This window comes from Candidatus Dependentiae bacterium, from assembly GCA_020431705.1.
GTDB lineage: Bacteria > Babelota > Babeliae > Babelales > Vermiphilaceae > JAGQHQ01.
The window spans coordinates 1-14827 of the sequence record JAGQHQ010000003.1; the positions used below are offsets into that span (position 1 = coordinate 1).

A 14827-nucleotide genomic window follows, 5' to 3' on the forward strand; every position below is an offset into this window, starting at 1 on the left:
AATACACCATCTTTAATCCATTCTTGAAATCGACGATGTACAGTACTTGCAGAGACATTAAATATTGGTGGCAATGCCTTCCATTGTATTCCAGTTCGAAATACAAAAAAAACTGCTCTCATAATTTTTTTTGCACTTTTCCTTGGTCTACGAATGCTTTTTTTCTGAGGAATAATCTTTCTTAACTCTTTCCAAAATCTTCTCTTCATGTAAAATCTTTTCATGGAAAATCTCGTTTTTTGATGAATTTTTAACATCTTTTTATCAGCGAGATTTTCCTTTTTTTACAAAATTATTTCAAGATTTTAATTTTGGGATAGGTTCTAAGTTATAATGTATAATTCGTCAAATCTTTTTTTCATCACAAAAAGTATATATTTTTTTCGTAATAACGAAAAAAGGGACCACATAATAACTATGAAGTCCCCTTAAGAAGGGCTATAATACAACTATTAATACTGATTTAGAAAAAATTGCGATGAATTATAGTCTCAAACATTTTGTTCGACTGTTTGCACCTCGTATACGTCAGAGATTTCATCACGCAACGCTTGCTCCACCCCCATTTTAAGTGTTTGTGTTGAAAGTGCACAACCAGCACATGCACCATGCAATTTTACATACACAACACCATCAACATACTTAACAAAAGTAATATCGCCACCATCCATTTGGATATTTGGACGCAATTGCTCTAATACTTGTTCTATTTTGCGTATCCGCTGCTCATCTGTCATACGGTTACACCCACTCCAAACGAGCTATTTTTGCCGTATCACTTGAACGTTGTCCCATGGGTATCACACGAGTATAACCACCAGGTCGATCGATATATTTTGGTGCAACATCTTTAAATAATCGCAATAACGCTTCTTTTTTGTACGGTAACAATGCGTATGCACGACGACGCGCATTGAATGTATTACCAACTCGTGCAATAGTAACAAGCTTCTCTACATAACGCTGAACTTCTTTAACCAGCGCACGAGTAGAAGTTAAATGACCATACGTAATCAAATGAATAGTCTGATTGCGAAGCAATGATCGTTTATGTGAAGATTTTACGTTTAGTTTTTTTCTACCGTTTTGGTGTTTCATTTTTTATAGTCCCTTATTGTTGCTCTTTCTCGTCAAGCACACGTTTGACATCTTCCTCTTTGATATTCATGCCAAAAGAAAGGCCAAATGCTTTCATGCTATCTTTAACTTCATTGAGAGACTTACGGCCAAAATTTTTAATTTTAAGCGTGTCATCTTCAGCAATATTGACCAAATCAATAATACGTTTTATACCAGCGTTTATAAGACAATTATGCGCTCTTACCGAAAGCTCCAACTCATCAATTGGTTTAAGTAATAAGTCGGTCGACATGCCACGTAAGCTAACATTAGCCAATCCACTTGTTTCCTTAATATCCACCTCATCTGATACAGAAGATATTTCATTAAACGGAATTTCTGATGCCTCCAAAAAATGTTCCAGCTGCGTACGTAACACAGAAACACTATAATGTAAAACATCTAAAGGATTCTCTGATCCATCAGTGTGAATTCTAAGTATCAATTTATCATAATCAATATCACCACCAACACGCGTCTTTTCTACATCAAACATTACTTTTTTAATGGGCGAAAACATAGCATCTAGATAGATGCGCCCATCTTCTTGTAATGCTTTATCTACTGGCCACTGCGCTCGTTGATACCCTCGTCCAGGTTCAACAAAGAATTCAATAATAAGCTCACCATCAGATGCAACATGCCCAAGAACGTGGCCTGTATTAACTAACTCCAAATGCTCATCTGCCCGTATGTCAGCTACAGATGCAACAGCATCACCCTTTACACGTAATGACATTTTACCTGGTAAACCAGTTGTATTACGAATAACAACACCTTTTATATTAAGCAACAATTGCATTGTATCTTCTACAACGCCAGGTATTGTTGAAAATTCGTTATTAACACCCTCAATAACTACGGAAGTTACCGCACACCCTTCAACACCACCCAATAGTACACGGCGCAAAGCATTACCCAGTGTCATTCCAAAACCAGGCTCTAACGGCTGTGCAACTAGCTCTCCAAATGAATTGGTAAGTGTTTTTTTGGTCCAAGTTAACTTCGGAACGGTTAATGATTGATACTTCTTCTTTTCCATCTAACCTCCTATCATTACTTAGAATACAACTCTACAATCAAGTGCTCTTCAATTGGTATCTGAATATCCGAACGCACAGGCTCACGTAAAACACGGCCTTTTCGATCGTTTTTATTAAGCTCAAGCCACTCTGGCACTTTGATACCGATATTTAACCTTTTATCCACAACTGTTTTCAAGAAATCTTGTTTACTAAGAGCAGTTGGTGTAAGCGAAATCTCCTCCCCAACAGAAACAATATATGATGGTGAAGAAACTCTTTTACCATTGACACGTACGTGGCCGTGTACAATAATTTGACGCGCCTGTGCTCGAGATGTCGCCATTTTTAGCCGATATACTGTATTATCAAGTCGACGCTCTGCTAAACTTAAAAGCACCTCACCTGGTGCACCTTCTTTTTGTATTGCCATTGCAAAAAAACGTCTAAACTGCTTTTCTCGCATACCATACATACGCTTTACTTTTTGCTTTTCTACAAGCTGCTTGCCGTACTCGGAAAGCTTACGTGTTTGTTTTGCTTTATTAGCATCTTGCCGTGCACTTTTTTCCGTTTCTCTGACAGAAGAACCTTTTACCATGGTACCCTTATATTAATCTTTATCAATAATCTACCCGAGTTATCATACTAACCAACTGCTACAGTAATCTTACACTCTACGTTTTTTAGGCGCACGACACCCGTTGTGAGGTAATGGTGTTACATCACGCAATATCGAAATGTTGAGCCCCGCACCCTGTAAAGAGCGAACTACAGAGTCTCTTCCAGAGCCTGGTCCACGCAAATTTACTTCAACGGTTCTAACACCCATAGCCATCATGTCTTTTGCAAGAACTGTACCAACCTGACCCGCTGCAAATGGTGTCCCTTTGCGAGAACCTTTATAACCAAGCTTTCCAGCACTAGAACGCAATAATACATCACCCTCTAATGTCGTAATACACACAAGAGTATTGTTAAAGCTAGATTGAACATGTGCAATAACAGTATCAACTTTTCTTTTTATTTTTTTTATTTTCTTTTTATACGCCATTCAACGTCCTCTAATGATGTGCTTCTTATATCACGCATTGGATACACGTGCATCTACGCACATTATCATATGTGCTTATTCTGCACATTATTTTTTAGTAGCTTTTTTCTTCAAGGTGATTGCGCACCCTTTTTTCTTCGGTCCCTTCCTCGTACGTGCATTCGTTTTAGTACGCTGCCCACGAGTAGGCAGCCCTGCTTTATGCCGCAAACCACGGTAGCTACCGATTTCTTGAAGACGCTTTATATTCATATTAATTTCTTTACGTAACGCACCCTCGGTAGCATGCTCACCAACTTTGTTTTGAATCTTGACTATTTGCTCGTCACTCAAATCTTTGACTCGTGTGTCCAAAGAAATTTTGAGGTCGTTTAGAATTGCTCGTGAACGAGTCAGTCCTATGCCAAACACATACGTAAGCCCATACTCTATTCTTTTACTCATTGGTAACTGTTGACCTTCAATTCTAGCCATATCTATTTTATCCTTGACGCTGTTTATGTCGTGCGTTTCGCTCACAAATTACTCGAACAACACCTTTACGCTTGATAATACGACAATTATTACACATTTTTTTTACTGATGTTCGCACTTTCATCGTTCATACCTTAATTTTTGTATCGCAGTACAATTCTGCCGCGCGTTAAATCGTATGGAGAAAGCTCTAACGCCACCTTATCGCCAGGCAAAATTTTTATATAAAACATACGCATTTTACCAGAAACGTGTCCCAGTACTTCATGTCCACCCTCTATTTCAACACGAAACATAGCATTTGGTAACGTTTCTTTCACTATACCATCAACCTTGATTACGTCTTCTTTTTTCTTTTGTTGTCTTTTATGCCTCATAACCTATTGCCTTTGCGGATTAGAACGCGTTATTACCTGCGGCCCACCCTCGGTAATAACGACAGTATCTTCTACATGCGCAGCCAAACTTTTATCTATTGTTTTGACTGTCCATCCATCATTCGTCAAGTACACATCATAATGTCCCATGGTAATCATAGGCTCTATCGCAAATGCCATGCCAGGACGCAAAATTGGCCCTTTACCAGGCTGACCATAATTTAGCAACTCAGGCTCTTCATGCATTTTTTTTCCAATACCATGACCCGCAAAATCTCTTACAACACCAAAACCGTGTTTTTCCACTTCTTGTTGAATTGCTGAAGAAATATCAGTTAGATAGTTACCGGGATATGCTTTTTCAATTCCTTTATCAAGCGCTCGCTGTGCAACATCAACAAGCCTTTGCGCATATATACTTGATAAATTTCCTACAAAAAATGAGCGTGCCATATCAGCACAATACCCTTTCCATGAAGCACATACGTCAACTTTTACAAGATCACCTTTGGATAATATCTTATCTGCAACAGGAACGCCATGCACAACTTCATCATTAACCGATATACAACTGACGTGTTGATAACCATGATATCCTTTACATCTTGAAACAAGTTTTTTTGTATACAATTGCTCCGCAACCCATGAATCAAGCGCTAACGTACTGACGCCCGGCTTTATTTGAGCTACTATCGCATCAAAAACTTCAGATAATAACTGTCCAGCTCGCTTCATTTTTGCTATGGAAGCTTTATTTTTTATCGTAATCATACTGTACATACAATGCCTACAAGCTCTTTAAACTCTTCAAAAACTTGTAGCACAGGTTTTTCAACATCAAATTCCAGTACTTCTTGCTTATTTTTAATGTAAAAATCAAGAAGTGCCTGCTCATGATGATGGTAAATTTTCAAACGCTCTAGTATTGCATCTGCTTCATCATCTGGCCTACGCATAAGTAAACTGTCACATTTGTCACACCCCATTCCTTTTTTAGGATTTAGTACTGAACCGGTAATCAAAGAATACACAGCTTGGCACTCTTTGTTTTGACAAATATAACGCCCACCTAATCGAGCTATAATACTGTCATCTGATATAATAAATCTGATGACATTCAATTTAACACTATCAAATTTCTCATATACGGTCTTACAAAAATCACGCGCCTGAACAACAGTACGCGGATATCCATCAAAAACAATGGATGGTACACTACCGGCTAAATTTTCAAGCCAATCACATACCATACTTGCAACAAGCTCATCAGAAATAAGTTTACCAGATTTTATAGCAAAATCTATTTGTTTACCAATTTCTGTTCTATTTTTTATATGCTTCCTACACAAATCTCCCGTTGAAAGCTGAGCCCATCCAAGTTCTTGAACACACAATCGAGATAATGTACCTTTACCAGAGCCTGGAGGCCCAATAAAAATATTATATAACGCGTTCACTCCTAGCGCACCCTCCTGCCTCGCATACTACCGCTTGATAAAAAGCCTTCGTATCGATGCTCAAGAAGATATGACTCAACTTGAGATGCGGTTTCTAAAGCAACCCCAACAACAATCAAAAGAGCAGTCCCGCCAAAATAAAACGGAATATGTATAAACATTCCCAATATACTAGGTAGAAGTGCCAATATCGCTAAATATATCGCTCCAACTAAGCCTATACGAGTAAGTATATAATTAAAAAATTCAGCAGTTTTGGTACCCGGACGAATACCTGGTATAAATCCGCCACTTCTTTTAATGTTATCAGCAAGCTCTTGCGGATTAAACATCATTGCTGTGTAAACAAATGAAAATACAATAATTAGAATAAACTCTAAAACACCATAAAGGAGACCCATTGGCGCTAGACTTTCAGAAATCCATCTAAACATTTCAAATCGTGAAGCCAATACAGATGTTGCAAACATTGGAATATTCAATACTGCACTCGCAAAAATAACTGGCATCACACCTGCAGTATTAATTTTGAACGGTATATATGTACTTTGTCCACCGTATACTCGTTGCCCGATAATACGTCTAGTATATTGAACTGGAATTTTACGCTGACCTTTTTCAAGAAAAACTATACAACCCATTATTACAACAAAAATTGCTAATATAACAAATGCCATAACCGGGTCCATAAGACCCTCTTGCACTTGCGACCACGTTCTAATAAAGTGATTTGGAAACTGGGCAACAATACCAGCAAAAATAATCATAGAACTACCATTTCCAATACCAAAAATAGATATTTGCTCACCCAACCACATAACAACCATGCAACCAACAGTTAAAGAAAGAATAAACAATAACCTAAATCCCCATCCAGGAGCTAAAACTAAGTTATTTCTTTCAAGTAAAAAAGCAAAACCGGCACTTTGCATTATAGCAACACCAAAAGTGAGATAACGTGTATACTGGTTAATGATTTTACGACCGTATTCACCTTCTTTTGAAAGTTGTTCAAGAGTTGGAATACCCATACTCAACACCTGCATCATAATTGATGATGTAATATATGGCATAATTCCTAACGCAAATAACGTACATTGTCGCAACATACCACCGGAAAAAAGATCCAAATACTTAAAAAGCCCACCAAGTCCCCCAGCTTGAGACATCATTTGCTGTAAAGCATTAATATCGATTCCAATCACTGGTATGTGTCCACCAAGGCGATACACAATCAATATACCTAAGGTAAAAAGCAGCTTTTTTCTTAAGTCAGCAATCGAAAAAATATTTGCAATATGTTTTAACAACATCACCACTCTACCCCTCCTTTATAACTTCTACTATTCCGCCGTTATCTTGAATTGCTCTAAATGCAGATTTACTAAAGGCATCAAGACGGACTGTCAATTTTTTTTTAAGTTGGCCATTTCCAAGCACCTTCAAAAGAAAGCCATTATTACCAGAAGCGTTTCTTTGTGCTTTGATAATTCCTTTTTCAATTAAAACCTTTTTATCAACAACTTGTCCATCATCAAAGCTATTTAAATCATCGAGGTTTACTGTTTTAACTTTTTGTTCGAAACGAGCATTATTAAATCCTCGCTTTGGCAATCTACGAAACAAAGGCATTTGACCACCTTCAAAACCCATACGAACTGTACCGCTTGTACGAGCCTTTTGACCCTTATGACCTTTTCCACTTGTACCACCACGGCTACCACCGCGTCCAATACGTTTTTTTCTTTTGCCAGCAGATTCTACTTTGTGTAAACCAAACATTATGCTTTCCTCGTGAGTTCTGTGACCGTTTTACCTCTTAATTTTGCCAAATGCTGTGCAGTTCGTAATTTAGACAAACCGTTAAGTGTTGCTTTTACAACATTTTGACGATTACCAGAACCAAGAGATTTAGTTAGAATATCTTTAATACCAGCAGCCTCCATAATTGCACGCATAGCACCTCCAGCAATCACACCGGTACCCAATGATGCTGGCCTGATAATAACCTTACTCGCACCATGTTGTCCCTTAATAAAATACGGAATTGTTGTACCACGCAGTGGTATTGCTACCAAACTTTTACGTGCTTTATTTGTCGCTTTTGCAATTGCAGCTGATACTTCTTTACTTTTACCCAAACCGATACCAACATTACCCTGTTGATCACCTGAAACTACTAATGCAGAAAAAGAAAACCTTTTACCACCTTTAGTAACCTTTGTCACTCGTCGAACTTTTACTACAAAGTCAACAAATGTTGTTACTGCTTTTGTATCTTTTGTCTTACGTTCTGTCATGCTTTTTACCTAAATTTTTAAACCGCCTTCACGCAATCCCTGCGCAAGAGCTTCAACACGCCCATGATATAGATACGCACCTCGATCAAATACTGCAGCAGTTGCGCCGACTTTTTTTGCTCGTTGTGCCAATTCTTTACCAACCTCATGCGCAATTACTTTTTTATCACCCTTAAACTCTTTTAATTGTAAAGACGAGCAACTCGCAAGGGTTTTTCCTTCAGCAACATCTATCAATTGTGCATACATATGCTTTGCACTTCGAAACACTGATACACGCGGCAATAGCGCAACGCGTTTAATACCCTCACGTACACGCAACAAGCGACGTTTTACTCTTTTCTTTATTCGTTTATTATTTGCCATAACACCAATACCTCACTAATCTTACGATGCAGCCTTGGCTTTTCCAGCTTTACACGCGATCACTTCTGTTGTTAATTTTACGCCAGTACCCTTGTATGGTTCTGGTGGTCGTAACGATCTAACCATGCTACATACATGACCAATTAATTCTTTACTTGAAGAACTAAACATTAACATTTTTCCAGTTTTATCAATTGTAAGAGAAATACCTTCTGGTAAATCAAAATCTATTTTATGACTATATCCCAAGGAAAATGTCACTTTTTTACCAGATAATGCAGCTTTATACCCCAAACCTACAATTTCGATTTGTTTTTGAAATTCTGAACCAGCCCCAAAAATTTTATTTGCCAGCAAGGCACGATTTAGCCCCCACAATCGATTAACTTCACGTTGACGCATATTTGTTTTTTGCGTCTCAATTATTAATTTTTCGCCCTCGAGCTTAGCGATCAAAATAGATGGCAACTCATGTACACCAGAATCTTTAGGCCCCTTATAATAAATCTTTTGTCCCTTGATTTCTATCTGAACAGAGCCCGTATTTATTGATTTTCTGCCTATTTTAGACATATTTTAACCCTTAACCAAACTACCATATGGTACAAATAACTTCGCCACCAACATTTAGTTCTTGTGCTTTTTTGTGGGATAGTATGCCACGATTAGTCGAAATAATGGAAAGACCCAAACCGCCAATAACTAATTCGATATCTTTTGCACCAGAATAACGACGACGTCCCGGTTTGCTTGATCGACGAATTTCATGAATCACTGATTCATTACCATCATACTTCAAAATAATACGAAGAGATTTTTTTATTTGATCTTCATCTATTACCGAAAGATCTTTTACAAAACCTTCTTCAAAAAAAATTTTTGCTATCTCGTGCTTAACTTTTGAGTATGGTACCTCAACAGAAAATTTTGAAGCCATTATACCATTTCTGATAATAGTTAAAAAATCACCAATCACATCAACTGACATTTATTGCCCTCTTTATACACATAAAACACACATTATTTTGCGTTACCTACCAACTTGTTTTTCTCACTCCGGGAAGCAAACCCTGAAGAGCAAGTTTTCTAAAACAAATACGACACGCCATAAATAACCCCATATAACCACGAGATCTACCACACAGCTTGCACCGATTATACCTTCTGACTGCAAATTTTGGTTTCTTATTTGCTTTTTCAATTAACGATTTTTTTGCCATTGTACACCTTAATAACCCTTACGCCTTACGAAATGGCATACCAAAACGAGTCAATAATTCTCGTGCATGCTCATCATTAGTTGTGGTTGTTTCAATTGTTATATTTAAACCACGCATCTTAGTAGCTGTTTCATGTTCTATTTCTGGAAAGATATTCCACTCTTTAATGCCCAAATTATAATTACCTCGGCGATCAAATCTAGTCGAGACCCCTTGAAAATCTCTTGTTTTTGGCAAAGCCAAATTAATCAGCCTGTCCAAAAATTCATACATGAGCTTACATCGTAAAGTTACTTTAACACCAATTGGCATTCCTTCACGCAGCTTAAACCCAGCAATAGATTTTTTTGCTACTGTTCTAACCGACTTTTGACCAGAAATCGCCTCAAACACTCTTTCAACCTCTTGCAAAGACTTAGTATCTGAAACAGCATCTTTAACCCCAGTATTTAAAACAATTTTTGTAATCTTTGGAGTCTGCATGATATTTTTTAAACCAAGCGCATCTTTAAGTTCTATGCGAATTTTTTCATCATATAATTTTTTCAATCGAGCTTGTGTCATTTTAGTCAACCCTTAAAATAACTCTTTGCATTTATTACACACACGAGCCATCTGTTTACCTTTTTCTAACAACTTAGTATTTACACGACATGGCTGCTTGCATGCAACACAAACCGGCATAACTTTAGCAAGTTTTATATATGATTCTTCTTTTTTAATACCGCCAGCTTCCCCTTGACGACGCGCTTTTACATGTCGTGTAACAAACGCAATTCCTTTTACAAGGACTTTATCTTTTTTAGGAACTACTTCAATAACCTTGCCCTGTTTACCTTTATCTTTACCAGACATCACTATCACTATGTCATTTTTCTTAACGCGTGCAGCCATAATAATCCTCTTATAATACCTCAGGTGCCAATGAAACTATTTTCAAATAGCCTTGAGCTCGAAGTTCACGAGCTACTGGTCCAAAAACACGCGTTCCTACAGGTGCGTTATCTTTGATAATTACCACAGCATTATCACCAAAACGAATATAACTACCATCATCTCGACGAAATTCTTTACAGGTTCTAACAATAACCGCATCAACGACCTGCCCTTTTTTGACCATTCCACCAGGAATAGCCTTTTTCACAGAACATTTTATCTTTTGACCAAGATATGCAAAACGCTTTCTTGTGCTTCCAATAACACTGATGCACAAGACTTCCGTAGCTCCGGAATTATCTGCAACTTTTAAACGAGATTCTTTTTGAATCATAATTTATACCTTATTCACCCAATAATATGTCACCAAACCTAACAACACGCATAAGATGCATGTGTTTAGTTTTTGAGATAGGTCGTCCTTCATAAAACTCTACAATGTCACCAACTTTTGCCTGTTTTTTTTCATCATGAATTTTATATTTTTTGACAGACCTAATGACTTTATGGAATTGTGGGTGATTAAATGTACGCTCTACTTGAGCAACCACTGTCTTATCCATTTTATCTGAAATTACTCTACCGATATATATTGTCTTTGCCATGCAACACCTTTATCTTTTTTCCATTATATTTTGTTTTTCTATATTTTTTTGTTGCATGTATGTTTTGGTTCGAGCAATTGAACGCCTCAATTTCTTAAATTGAGAATAATCCTTTACATGAGCAGTTGCCGCATTCAGGCGAACGTTAAACAATTCACGCTGCAGCAATTCAATCCTATCTCGCAAATCTTTCTTGTTCATTTGTTTTAGATTGTCTTTTTCTCTTTTAATTTTCATACAACACCATTATTACGCTTTACAAATCGAGCTTTCATTGGAAGTTTATACGTAGCAGCCTTGAGTGCAGCACGAGCATCATTTTCACTCAATCCCCCAATTTCACAAATAATTCGATCTCTTTTTACAACAAAAGCCCATTTCTCCGGTGCACCTTTACCTTTACCCATACGAGTTTCTGCAGGTTTTTTTGTAATCGGCTTATCAGGAAAAACACGCAAAACCAATTTACCAACCTTTTTTAATTTACGTGAAATAGTTATGCGCATTGCTTCTATTTGCTGAGCAGTCAACCAGCCTGGCTCAATAGCCTGTAAACCATATTCTTCAAAAGCAACAAAACGGGCACCTTTTGAACGCCCCTTCATTCTGCCTCTTTGAGCTTTTCTGTACTTTGTTTTTTTTGGCATTAACATAATTGCACTCTTTCCTTATCTAGGCGCCGTAAAGCTTTGATGATTGAAACTCACCCCTACACACCCAAACAGCAACACCTATTATTCCATACGTTGTTTTTGCCTCAGCAAAGCCATAATCAATATCTGAACGCAATGTATGAAGCGGTGTCGACCCAACACGCAACCATTCTTTACGTGCAATTTCTGCTCCCATTAAACGACCTCCGCAACGAATTTTGATACCTCTTGCACCACTACGCATTGCAGACGCTGCTGCTCGCTTCATTGCCCTTTTGTAACTAACGCGCTTAATTAGTTGCTGCGCAATATTTTTTGCAATCAACATAGCATCTAATTCAGGATTTTTAACCTCCTGAACAGACACTTCTACATTTTTACCAAGAAGAACTGCAAGCTTACTCTTGAGAGTTTCAATTTCTTGACCTTTTTTACCTATAACAACTCCTGGACGACCTGAATGTAGAACGACACGAACCACATCACCAGCCTTTTCAATCTCTATGGCAGATATTTCAGCATTCTCAAGAGCATTATTTAGAAACTTTCTGATCTTAACATCTTCTAATAGAGATTCCCCATACGAACTTCTTGCAAACCAACGAGATTGCCAGCCACGATACACGCCTGTACGAAACCCTATTGGATGAACCTTTTGTCCCACGTTATTCCTCTCTTGTGTCTACAGGCTCTAGCACAATACTCATATGGCTTGAGCGTCTTCTATAAATATTAGTACGTCCCATTGCACCAGGCTTGTAATAGCGGTACATAGGGCCCTCATCAACTCTCACATCTTTTATGATAATCTGCTCAGGATTAACATTTTTTAAGTACTTTGCATTTGCTGCGGCTGATGCTACCAATTTTTTAATAGGTAACGACAGCTTGACGGGATAGGCACTCAACCAACCCAATGCATACGTAACTTTTTTTCCTCGAATCGCGTTTACCAATCTTCGCATTTTGTAGGGAGAAAGACGAACATGGCGAAATTTAGCAACAAATTGCATTGCTCAAAACCTCAAGTATATTTTAACATTATCCATACTAAACATACGTATTTTACCGTAAATATAAGACAATAGCAACCTGGACTGCTATGCCACAACATTATCCTTTAGAAGCAGAAGCGGCTCCGGCTTTGCGCTGACCACTGTGCAATCTAAACGTTCTGGTATGCGAAAACTCACCAAGACGATGACCAACCATATTTTCTGTAATAAATACGGAAATAAATTTATTTCCGTTATGAACAGCAATAGTCAACCCAACAAAATCAGGTATAATCATACTTCTGCGCGACCACGTTTTAATTACTTCACGCTTGCCACTTATTTTTATTTTCTGAACCTTTTTTAGCAATGATGCTTGAACGTATGGGCCTTTTTTTGTCGATCTAGCCATAACTATATATACCTTTACTATTTCTTACGTTTTACGACGCGTCTTCTGATAATATACACACTGCTTGGTTTCTTTTTCTTCCTGGTTCGCGTACCCTTACAGCCCTTTCCTGTCGGAGACTGAGGATGAGAACCAGACTTTGATCTTCCCTCACCACCACCATGTGGATGATCAACAGGGTTCATTGCCATACCACGAACTGATGAACGAAATCCACGATTTCTTGTACGACCAGCCTTACCCCATGAGATATTACGATAATCACTGTTACCAAGTACACCTATAGTTGCCCAACAACCCAATGGAACTAAACGAACTTCACCAGAAGGCATTTTTAATGTTGCATGTTCATCGCCTCGTGCAATGAACTGAGCGCTAGTTCCTGCACTTCGCGCAATTTTACCACCAAATCCAGGTGCCATTTCTATATTGTGCACCATAAATCCTACTGGTACAGAGCTTAATGGCATACAGTTACCAATTTTTGCATCAGCTTTTTCGCTAGCCATAACGGTATCACCAACACCAAGTCCCTCTGGTAATAAAATGTATTTCTTTGCACCATTTTTGTATACAACGAGGCCAATACGAACATTACGATTTGGATCATACTCAATTGATACTATACGTCCCTCAATATCTCGCTCACTTCGACGAAAATCTATTACACGATACCTTCTAGCAGCCCCTCCACCACGATGACGTACAGTGATTCTGCCATATGCATTTCTGCCCGCTTTTTTTCTTAATCCAACAGTAAGCCCTTTTTCTGGCTTTTTCTTAGTAATATCACTCGAGTCCAAATATGTTTGGAATCGCAACGAAGCATTACGCGGTTTTCTTCTAACTATCGCCATGATCCACCTATTTACGTCTTTTGCGCTTGTACACTAGCTTGATTAAACAAGTCCAATGTATAACCTTCTTTTAATGTTACAAATGCCTTTTTGACTGTTTTACCCGTAATTATTTTTCTACGAGAACGACGATTTTTACCTTTATCAACAGACACATTAACTTTCTGTACCTTTACATTAAATAATCTCTCAATTGCTGTTTTAACCAGCGGCTTATTCGCCTTAGGGTGCACCTTAAGCACAAGCTGTTCAAGCTTTTTATTAAGCCTATAGGCTTTATCAGATATCACCGGCCCTATGATTACATTATAAATACTTAAGTCCATTGCGCCACCATTTCTTTAAAACGATCTTGGTCTCTCTTTAAAAACAACCAATAATCACTACGCGCCATATCATAGACGTTTGGTTGATCAAAGAAGTATACATTTATACAATCAATATTCATAAAAGATGCACGAGTTAACAAGTCGTCTGAAGATATAAAGAATGCAACACGCTTACCCACCATTTTTGCATCTTTAAGCATTTTATATGCTTGAGCCGTTTTTGGTACATCACCTTGCAACTGCCAATCAGCACAACCAATTAATTTTTTATCAAGCAAATCAGATAACAAAGTGTACATTACTTTTTGCTTAATTTTTTTTGGCACTTTAAGCATTTTGATTCGCGCTTGTGGACCAAAAACAACACCACCACCTCGCCACAAAGGAGATCGCGCTGAACCAGCACGTGCCCGTCCAGTACCTTTTTGTTTCCATGGCTTTTTATTTGTGTATGCAATATCAGAACGCCCCTTGCTTCCAACCGTTCCTTGTCGTACATTTTGTAAATACACACGCACACACGTTGAGAAACTTTTAGTTGATGCTTTTTTTATAGGCGCTTTAATATCTATATCATCAGCAGAGATAAAGCTAACAATATTTTTTTTCTGCGGTGCTTTTGCATCTAATTTTTCTGTTGTCATAGTTTAC

30 protein-coding genes are annotated in these 14827 nt (G+C 37.9%); all 30 read right to left on the minus strand.

The window, feature by feature from the left end:
* On the minus strand, positions 1–209 hold a 209-nt coding region (locus KC460_01195), incomplete at its 3' end, for a transposase (GenBank protein ID MCA9769967.1).
* A 282-nt stretch (positions 210–491) separates the two neighbouring features.
* Positions 492–737 carry a NifU family protein gene (locus KC460_01200; GenBank protein MCA9769968.1) on the minus strand — a complete coding sequence of 82 codons (246 nt, stop codon included), beginning with the start codon at positions 735–737 and terminating at the stop codon, positions 492–494.
* 4 nt (positions 738–741) lie between these two features.
* The gene (gene rplQ, locus KC460_01205; protein MCA9769969.1) at positions 742–1098 is read right to left on the minus strand and encodes a 50S ribosomal protein L17; all 357 of its coding nucleotides are present in this window, start codon (positions 1096–1098) and stop codon (positions 742–744) included.
* A 13-nt stretch (positions 1099–1111) separates the two neighbouring features.
* Entirely contained in the window at positions 1112–2161 is a 1050-nt protein-coding gene (locus KC460_01210; GenBank protein ID MCA9769970.1) for a DNA-directed RNA polymerase subunit alpha, read from the minus strand.
* A 14-nt stretch (positions 2162–2175) separates the two neighbouring features.
* Positions 2176–2742, minus strand: coding sequence for a 30S ribosomal protein S4 (gene rpsD / locus KC460_01215; GenBank protein MCA9769971.1), 567 nt, complete (start codon positions 2740–2742; stop codon positions 2176–2178).
* A gap of 69 nt (positions 2743–2811) precedes the next feature.
* Positions 2812–3195: a 30S ribosomal protein S11 gene (gene rpsK / locus KC460_01220; protein MCA9769972.1), complete on the minus strand. Its 384-nt coding sequence runs from the start codon at positions 3193–3195 to the stop codon at positions 2812–2814.
* Positions 3196–3282: 87 nt separating this feature from the next.
* A complete protein-coding gene (gene rpsM, locus KC460_01225; protein MCA9769973.1) occupies positions 3283–3669 on the minus strand; it encodes a 30S ribosomal protein S13 in 387 nt (128 codons plus the stop codon).
* A 7-nt stretch (positions 3670–3676) separates the two neighbouring features.
* Positions 3677–3793 (minus strand): 50S ribosomal protein L36, encoded by a 117-nt coding sequence (rpmJ, locus tag KC460_01230; protein MCA9769974.1) that lies wholly within the window; start codon positions 3791–3793, stop codon positions 3677–3679.
* A 10-nt stretch (positions 3794–3803) separates the two neighbouring features.
* A complete protein-coding gene (gene infA / locus KC460_01235) occupies positions 3804–4046 on the minus strand; it encodes a translation initiation factor IF-1 (GenBank protein MCA9769975.1) in 243 nt (80 codons plus the stop codon).
* 3 nt (positions 4047–4049) lie between these two features.
* Positions 4050–4817 (minus strand): type I methionyl aminopeptidase, encoded by a 768-nt coding sequence (gene map / locus KC460_01240; protein MCA9769976.1) that lies wholly within the window; start codon positions 4815–4817, stop codon positions 4050–4052.
* Positions 4814–5503 carry a nucleoside monophosphate kinase gene (locus tag KC460_01245; protein MCA9769977.1) on the minus strand — a complete coding sequence of 230 codons (690 nt, stop codon included), beginning with the start codon at positions 5501–5503 and terminating at the stop codon, positions 4814–4816. The genes map and KC460_01245 overlap by 4 nt, the downstream gene beginning before the upstream one ends.
* A gap of 2 nt (positions 5504–5505) precedes the next feature.
* Entirely contained in the window at positions 5506–6816 is a 1311-nt protein-coding gene (gene secY / locus KC460_01250; GenBank protein ID MCA9769978.1) for a preprotein translocase subunit SecY, read from the minus strand.
* Between the two features lie 7 nt (positions 6817–6823).
* Complete coding sequence (gene rplO / locus KC460_01255) at positions 6824–7285, minus strand: 50S ribosomal protein L15 (GenBank protein ID MCA9769979.1); 462 nt, start codon at positions 7283–7285, stop codon at positions 6824–6826.
* A complete protein-coding gene (gene rpsE, locus KC460_01260) occupies positions 7285–7803 on the minus strand; it encodes a 30S ribosomal protein S5 (protein ID MCA9769980.1) in 519 nt (172 codons plus the stop codon). Before rpsE ends, rplO begins: the two co-directional genes overlap by 1 nt.
* Positions 7804–7812: 9 nt before the next feature.
* Positions 7813–8169, minus strand: coding sequence for a 50S ribosomal protein L18 (locus tag KC460_01265; protein MCA9769981.1), 357 nt, complete (start codon positions 8167–8169; stop codon positions 7813–7815).
* A 21-nt stretch (positions 8170–8190) separates the two neighbouring features.
* Positions 8191–8742: a 50S ribosomal protein L6 gene (gene rplF / locus KC460_01270; GenBank protein ID MCA9769982.1), complete on the minus strand. Its 552-nt coding sequence runs from the start codon at positions 8740–8742 to the stop codon at positions 8191–8193.
* Positions 8743–8761: 19 nt separating this feature from the next.
* A complete protein-coding gene (rpsH, locus tag KC460_01275) occupies positions 8762–9157 on the minus strand; it encodes a 30S ribosomal protein S8 (GenBank protein MCA9769983.1) in 396 nt (131 codons plus the stop codon).
* Positions 9158–9203: 46 nt separating this feature from the next.
* Positions 9204–9389 carry a type Z 30S ribosomal protein S14 gene (locus KC460_01280; protein MCA9769984.1) on the minus strand — a complete coding sequence of 62 codons (186 nt, stop codon included), beginning with the start codon at positions 9387–9389 and terminating at the stop codon, positions 9204–9206.
* Positions 9390–9407: 18 nt separating this feature from the next.
* Positions 9408–9953: a 50S ribosomal protein L5 gene (gene rplE, locus KC460_01285; GenBank protein MCA9769985.1), complete on the minus strand. Its 546-nt coding sequence runs from the start codon at positions 9951–9953 to the stop codon at positions 9408–9410.
* 12 nt (positions 9954–9965) lie between these two features.
* Complete coding sequence (rplX, locus tag KC460_01290) at positions 9966–10283, minus strand: 50S ribosomal protein L24 (protein MCA9769986.1); 318 nt, start codon at positions 10281–10283, stop codon at positions 9966–9968.
* A gap of 10 nt (positions 10284–10293) precedes the next feature.
* Entirely contained in the window at positions 10294–10659 is a 366-nt protein-coding gene (rplN, locus tag KC460_01295) for a 50S ribosomal protein L14 (protein MCA9769987.1), read from the minus strand.
* A 10-nt stretch (positions 10660–10669) separates the two neighbouring features.
* Positions 10670–10930 (minus strand): 30S ribosomal protein S17, encoded by a 261-nt coding sequence (gene rpsQ / locus KC460_01300; GenBank protein ID MCA9769988.1) that lies wholly within the window; start codon positions 10928–10930, stop codon positions 10670–10672.
* Between the two features lie 9 nt (positions 10931–10939).
* Positions 10940–11167 (minus strand): 50S ribosomal protein L29, encoded by a 228-nt coding sequence (gene rpmC, locus KC460_01305; protein MCA9769989.1) that lies wholly within the window; start codon positions 11165–11167, stop codon positions 10940–10942.
* Entirely contained in the window at positions 11164–11583 is a 420-nt protein-coding gene (rplP, locus tag KC460_01310) for a 50S ribosomal protein L16 (GenBank protein MCA9769990.1), read from the minus strand. Before rplP ends, rpmC begins: the two co-directional genes overlap by 4 nt.
* A 19-nt stretch (positions 11584–11602) precedes the next feature.
* Positions 11603–12247, minus strand: coding sequence for a 30S ribosomal protein S3 (gene rpsC / locus KC460_01315; GenBank protein ID MCA9769991.1), 645 nt, complete (start codon positions 12245–12247; stop codon positions 11603–11605).
* A 1-nt stretch (position 12248) separates the two neighbouring features.
* On the minus strand, positions 12249–12596 hold the full coding sequence (gene rplV, locus KC460_01320) for a 50S ribosomal protein L22 (GenBank protein ID MCA9769992.1): 348 nt from the start codon (positions 12594–12596) through the stop codon (positions 12249–12251).
* Between the two features lie 100 nt (positions 12597–12696).
* On the minus strand, positions 12697–12990 hold the full coding sequence (rpsS, locus tag KC460_01325) for a 30S ribosomal protein S19 (GenBank protein ID MCA9769993.1): 294 nt from the start codon (positions 12988–12990) through the stop codon (positions 12697–12699).
* Positions 12991–13007: 17 nt separating this feature from the next.
* Positions 13008–13847: a 50S ribosomal protein L2 gene (gene rplB, locus KC460_01330; protein ID MCA9769994.1), complete on the minus strand. Its 840-nt coding sequence runs from the start codon at positions 13845–13847 to the stop codon at positions 13008–13010.
* Between the two features lie 11 nt (positions 13848–13858).
* A complete protein-coding gene (gene rplW / locus KC460_01335) occupies positions 13859–14173 on the minus strand; it encodes a 50S ribosomal protein L23 (GenBank protein ID MCA9769995.1) in 315 nt (104 codons plus the stop codon).
* The gene (gene rplD / locus KC460_01340) at positions 14164–14820 is read right to left on the minus strand and encodes a 50S ribosomal protein L4 (GenBank protein MCA9769996.1); all 657 of its coding nucleotides are present in this window, start codon (positions 14818–14820) and stop codon (positions 14164–14166) included. Before rplD ends, rplW begins: the two co-directional genes overlap by 10 nt.
* Positions 14821–14827: the final 7 nt, after the last annotated feature.